Source organism: Halolactibacillus sp. JCM 19043 (assembly GCF_001310395.1).
Lineage (GTDB): Bacteria > Bacillota > Bacilli > Bacillales > Amphibacillaceae > Halolactibacillus > Halolactibacillus miurensis.
In genome coordinates this window covers 1-4,102 of the sequence record NZ_BAXD01000062.1, presented here as the reverse complement: position 1 = coordinate 4,102, position 4,102 = coordinate 1, and the positions used below count along the sequence as shown (strand labels likewise).

The following is a 4,102-nucleotide window of genomic DNA, read 5'->3' as shown; positions in this document are numbered from 1 at the left end:
GTGGCCTCGTCATTCCATGGGTTCTTTTTTAGTGAGACGCTTTATTGAACGCTATCCAAATGAATGTGACGCGGTTATATTGTCAGGTACCGGCTATCATCAAGGTCTTACTGGAAAGGCGGGCCAACTATTAAGTTTGATTGAAACGAAACTGTTCAGTAAAACCCACCGCAGTAAAGTGCTTGATGCCTTAAGTTTTGGTCAGTACCAAAAACACTTTAAAAATAGAGGTAGCTGGCTCTCACGTGATGAGGTTATTGTGAAAGCTTATCAAAATGATCCCTTTAGCGGCTACGTTTCAACGAGTCAGTTTTATCTTGACCTGCTCACAGGTATTGAACGCCTTCATAAACAAACGGAAGTGAACAAGGTGAATAAAGACACACCGATTTTATTAATCAGTGGCGATGAAGATCCTGTAGGTGATTTTTCTGAAGGAGTTAAAAAGGTAGCGGCGGATTATAAACACGCTGGGATTAAGTCTGTTGATGTGATTCTTTATCCAGGTGGACGTCATGAAATGTTGTTTGAGACAAATCGAGATGAAGTTGCAGAAGACGTTTATCAGTGGCTGACGAGAACCTTTTCCTAATGCTTAGAAAAAGACTTTTTTCATTTAGTTAACGTAAATATAATTAAAAAAGCGTTTCCCAAAGATAGTTTTTTCAATGGGGAAACGCTTTTATATTGCTTTGAATAATATTTCCTAATAGAAACGCATGGTTACTGTTTCGGAAGATGAATATGAAACGTTGTGCCTTGATTGGGCTTGCTTTTTACTTCCACTCTTCCTTTATGTGCATCGACTAAAGCTTTCACAATAGATAAGCCGATGCCAATGCCACCTGTTTTACGATCACGTGATTTATCTCCGCGGTAAAAACGTTCAAATAAGTGAGCTAAATCGTCTTCACTAATACCTTTACCTTCATCTTGGACAGTAAAGGTTACCGTCTTAGATGATTCTGATAGTGATAGTTTGACAGATTTCTCTTTATCCGTGTATTGTAGCGCATTATTAATTACATTCGTCAGTACTTGTATCAGCTTGTCACGATCGACTGTTACGGAGATCGGTTGATTCGGTACCTCAAGTGATAATTGAATGCTCTTGTCATGGAAACTTGAGCTAAATTGTTCATACATAAAGCTTAATAATTGATTAGCATTGATTGTTTTCTTATTGAGTTTTATTTCCGGATTTTCTGCGGCAATTAAACTCTCCAGTTCATTGACTAACCGCACCAGTCGCATCAATTCTTCATGACTTTTTTCGAGTCGGTCTGTTGTCGGCTCAAAGACGCCATCTAGATAAGCTTCTAATTGAGACCGTAAGGTCGCAAGGGGCGTTCTTAGTTCATGTGCGAAATCAGCGGTAAATTGTTTACGTAAGCGCTCTTGTTTATCTAACGTAAGCGCTAAGTCATTGACCGCTTCACCGATGTCTTTCATTTCACCAGAGAGCGTTTGAACATCAACTGGTGCTTTTAACTTACGCGCTTTTAAGTCACGTATCGCTTCGCTTACGACTTTAAAACTTTTGGTCAAACGTTTGGAGAAGAGCGCTGAGAAAAATAGAGCTAAAACAATCGTGATAACAACCGCCAACATAATGTTTCGTCTAATTTGACTAAAAAAACTAAAGTCAGCCCCAACAAGTTGATTCGGTGAATAGGCGATTAATGTACCAATGGTCGTATTGTTTTTTGATAAAGGAATGGTTGTTTCATTTAATTCAACTTCCTCCATCATATGGTTATGCATATGCATACTGCCCATGCGGTTGACCATACGTAAGGTTGTAAGAACACGGTTACCATTTGCATCATAAAGCTCATAAAACACATCATCACTTTGCGCTTGTTGGCGCATCATACTTTCTAAGTGGGTTGAGACAAGCGACTCGTCTCTTTCATATGTCTGATAGATTTCTTCTATGATTAAGTCGTGATTTTGAAGACGAGCCTCATCTAAGTAATCACTAAATTGTTGTTCAAAACCAAATAACATCGGGAAGCTCGTTAACACAATACCAATCACACTGATCAACAGTAAATAGAGAAAGACTTTAGAACGTAATGTCATCGCGGTCAACCTTTCCGCTAAATTTATAGCCCATCCCAAAGACAGTCACAATAAAGTCCGGTGACTTGCTGTCTTGTTCAATTTTTTTGCGTAAATTTTTAATATGGGTATCAATCACCCGTTCATAACCTTCGACATAGACTCCGTCATCTTCAAGGCGGTCAAGTAAATCAGCTCGGCTATAAACACGATCTGGATAGCGTGCGAGAGCGGTCAATAATTTATATTCAATCGGGGTGAGTGCGACCGCTTCATGATAGGCCGTAACTGATTTTGTTTCTTCATTTATTATCAGGGCTTTTTTATTAAAGGACCGGACGACGTCAGTTTGATCATTTTTTGTCATACCAATTCGGCGCAACAATGCTTTCGTTCGAACCACAACTTCTTTTGGGCTAAAGGGTTTTTTAATATAATCATCTGCCCCGATGACAATCCCGTTAATTAAATCTTCCTCTTGCGACTTTGCTGTTAACATAATAATAGGTACATCGCTTGTCACACGGGTACGTTGACAGATTTCTTCACCGGTCATATCCGGCAACATTAAATCAAGTAGAATAATATCATAGGCGGCTGTTTCAATCATCGCGAGTGCTTCTTTACCATTCATTGATGTATCGACCGTCCAATTTTCTTTTTCAAAATAAGCTGTTAATACTTCTAAAATCGATGGTTCATCATCGACAAGTAATACATGTGTCATTCTGATCACCTCACGCTTTAGTTTACCACGAAATAGTGTCTTAAACGCTTATCTTCACATAATCCACACAATCAAAAAAGCTTACGACACCCATTCTATTGGATATCGTAAGCTAATCATCTATTATAAAAGCAGTTATGACGCGCGGTGCTCGCTATGTCTGATTGGGAATAAGTGATCCGGTTCTTTTTTTAAGTACACAACCCAGTAAGCGCCGGCGACAAACATGACACCACCAACCGCATTGCCTAAAAAGACAGGAATAAAATTGAGAACATAAGCTGTCCAACTAAAGTAACCGGCAAAAATAGCCGCTGGGATTAAAAACATATTCGCAACCACGTGCTGAAAACCAATGGCCACAAACGCCATTGTTGGAAACCAGATCCCTAAGATTTTACCGGACATATCTTTCGCACCATAGTTCAGCCAAACGGCTGAAGCAACGAGCCAGTTACAACCAATGCCTGAAAGAAAGGCTTGTAAGAAGGTCGCGTCTAACTTATGTTCAGCTAAATGAACGGTTGTTTCTAAGAAAATGCCTTCTGTCATTCCAACCACATGACCGAAAAAGTAAGCAACAAAGATCGCACCTAAAAAATTACTTACGGTAATAAGGACAATATTTTTTAATACATGACGTGATTTGATTTTTCGCTCCATTCGAGATAATGGTACCGCCATTAAGTTGCCCGTTAAGAGTTCCCCGCCTGCAAGTAACGTGAGAATAAGACCAATAGGAAAAAGAGCTGCGCCGATAAACGATGAAAAACCGCCCCACGCTTCAGGCATATTTGCCGTGACATGAATATAGAGTAAGTATCCTAAGGCGATAAATGCCCCTGCCTCAAAGCCTAAAATCGTTGATTGTAAACTTGTGTAGTGTGCTTTTTTGTAGCCAGATGACACCGTATAATTGGCTATTTCGTCTGGATTGTAAAAACCCATCATGATCAGATCCTTTGCATAAATGTTTGTGATTCATTTAACATGATATACCTATTAATGGGTTTTGTCTATATCAAAATGAGAATATATTTTTGGTATGCGCTTACATTTTAAAAGTATTATCCCGACAAATGTATGACGCCTTCTTATTGATTACGCTTGTTAAAACGTCACGTTATCAAGTCGTTTAATGACAAGAAAAAAGACAGGCAGTTGCCTGTCTTTTGCATCATTGCTCTCAAATATTTAAAGATATTTATTTGAATCAATTTCATAATTGCCCTTTTTGAAAAATCAAACACGACTAGAATTTCAATATTTGTCTTAAAAAATTTTTATGCTATTTGATATTGCTTTAGGAAC

Annotated in this window: 4 protein-coding genes; 1 reads left to right on the top strand and 3 read right to left on the bottom strand. The window is 38.6% G+C overall.

Going from position 1 to position 4,102, the window contains the following annotated elements:
- The coding region (locus tag JCM19043_RS15455; protein WP_156321448.1) for an alpha/beta fold hydrolase at positions 1 to 592 on the top strand (592 nt) is incomplete at its 5' end.
- A gap of 131 nt (positions 593 to 723) precedes the next feature.
- Here JCM19043_RS15455 and JCM19043_RS15450 read toward each other — a convergent pair.
- The 3 genes from JCM19043_RS15450 to JCM19043_RS15440 form a co-directional block, all read right to left on the bottom strand.
- Positions 724 to 2,085 (bottom strand): cell wall metabolism sensor histidine kinase WalK, encoded by a 1,362-nt coding sequence (locus JCM19043_RS15450; RefSeq protein WP_082394600.1) that lies wholly within the window; start codon positions 2,083 to 2,085, stop codon positions 724 to 726.
- Positions 2,069 to 2,791, bottom strand: a complete 723-nt coding sequence (locus tag JCM19043_RS15445; protein ID WP_062323919.1) for a response regulator — start codon at positions 2,789 to 2,791, stop codon at positions 2,069 to 2,071. Before JCM19043_RS15445 ends, JCM19043_RS15450 begins: the two co-directional genes overlap by 17 nt.
- Before the next feature lie 135 nt (positions 2,792 to 2,926).
- Positions 2,927 to 3,739, bottom strand: a complete 813-nt coding sequence (locus JCM19043_RS15440; RefSeq protein WP_062323917.1) for a formate/nitrite transporter family protein — start codon at positions 3,737 to 3,739, stop codon at positions 2,927 to 2,929.
- Positions 3,740 to 4,102 lie beyond the last annotated feature (363 nt).

What these genes read in the sequence shown, in the direction of transcription:
- JCM19043_RS15450 (WP_082394600.1), bottom strand. Translation starts at nt 2,085, where the DNA reads ATGACATTACGTTCTAAAGTCTTTCTCTATTTACTGTTGATCAGTGTG.
- JCM19043_RS15445 (WP_062323919.1), bottom strand. Translation starts at nt 2,791, where the DNA reads ATGACACATGTATTACTTGTCGATGATGAACCATCGATTTTAGAAGTA.
- JCM19043_RS15440 (WP_062323917.1), bottom strand. Translation starts at nt 3,739, where the DNA reads ATGGGTTTTTACAATCCAGACGAAATAGCCAATTATACGGTGTCATCT.